The 955-nt window shown below is 72.0% G+C and carries 2 protein-coding genes; one reads left to right on the top strand and one right to left on the bottom strand.

What is annotated here, in order from left to right:
• A partial coding sequence (locus tag A612_RS17205; RefSeq protein WP_206536122.1) for a hypothetical protein occupies positions 1-214 on the bottom strand: 214 nt, incomplete at its 3' end.
• A gap of 165 nt (positions 215-379) precedes the next feature.
• Between A612_RS17205 and A612_RS15485 the strand changes: the two genes are divergently transcribed.
• Positions 380-838 carry a RidA family protein gene (locus A612_RS15485; protein ID WP_019375347.1) on the top strand — a complete coding sequence of 153 codons (459 nt, stop codon included), beginning with the start codon at positions 380-382 and terminating at the stop codon, positions 836-838.
• Positions 839-955 lie beyond the last annotated feature (117 nt).

The following is a 955-nucleotide window of genomic DNA, read 5'->3' as shown; positions in this document are numbered from 1 at the left end:
CAGCGGCCGCTGCCCGCCAGCCCTGGCCCCCGCGGCGCGCCGCGCCGGCCCCCAGGATCCACGAAAGCCACCCCAGCGCGCAGCCGCCCAGTACGGCGTACCAGCGCCAGTCCCACAGCGCCGCCTGCTGCAACTGGACGGCGATGCCGGCGATGCCGCCGAGCAACACGGGCGTGCCCAGCCAGCGTGGCGGCGCTGCGCAGCGCGTGCTCACATGCGCAGCAGGGGTTCCCGGCCGCATCGCGCGCGCCCAACTATGTAACACTCATGCCGCTGCGCGCGCCGGGCCATCGCCCGGGCGCCCCGGCACCTGCGCCGGCCCTCGCGCGGCGCCCACCGGCGCGGCCGCGGGGCCTCCCCTGCTTTCCTGAGGATCGCCATGAGCGTTTACGACAAGCTGAAAGAACTGGACATCACCCTGCCCCCGGTGGCCGTGCCCGCGGCAGCCTACGTGCCTTACGTGCAAACCGGCAAGCTGGTTTTCCTGAGTGGTCACATCGCCCGCCGCGATGGCAAGCCATGGGTGGGGCAATTCGGCCGTGACATCACGACCGAGGAGGGCAAGGCCGCCGCCCGCGCCGTGGCCATCGACCTGCTGGCCACCCTGCATGCCGCCACCGGCGGCGACCTGAACCGTGTCCAGCGCATCGTCAAGCTGATGAGCCTGGTCAACTCAACGGGCGACTTCACCGAGCAGCACTTGGTCACCAACGGCGCCAGCGAGCTGATGGGCCAGGTCTTCGGCGACGCCGGCCAACACGCGCGCAGCGCTTTCGGCGTGGCGCAGATCCCCATGGGCGCCTGCGTGGAGATCGAGCTGATCGCCGAACTCGCTTGAGCACGCGCCGCCGCTGCGGCCCCAGGAGCGCAAAAAGGGGCCCCGGGCCCCTCTCTTCCTGGTCCGCACCCGTGCGGCCTCAGAAACTCTCCCACTCATCGTCCGCGGCGGCCGGCG

The sequence above is a fragment of the Melaminivora alkalimesophila genome, from assembly GCF_000282995.1.
GTDB lineage: Bacteria > Pseudomonadota > Gammaproteobacteria > Burkholderiales > Burkholderiaceae_C > Melaminivora > Melaminivora alkalimesophila.
Note: the sequence above shows the minus strand (reverse complement) of the source record. Positions and strands in the feature narration are given on the sequence as shown.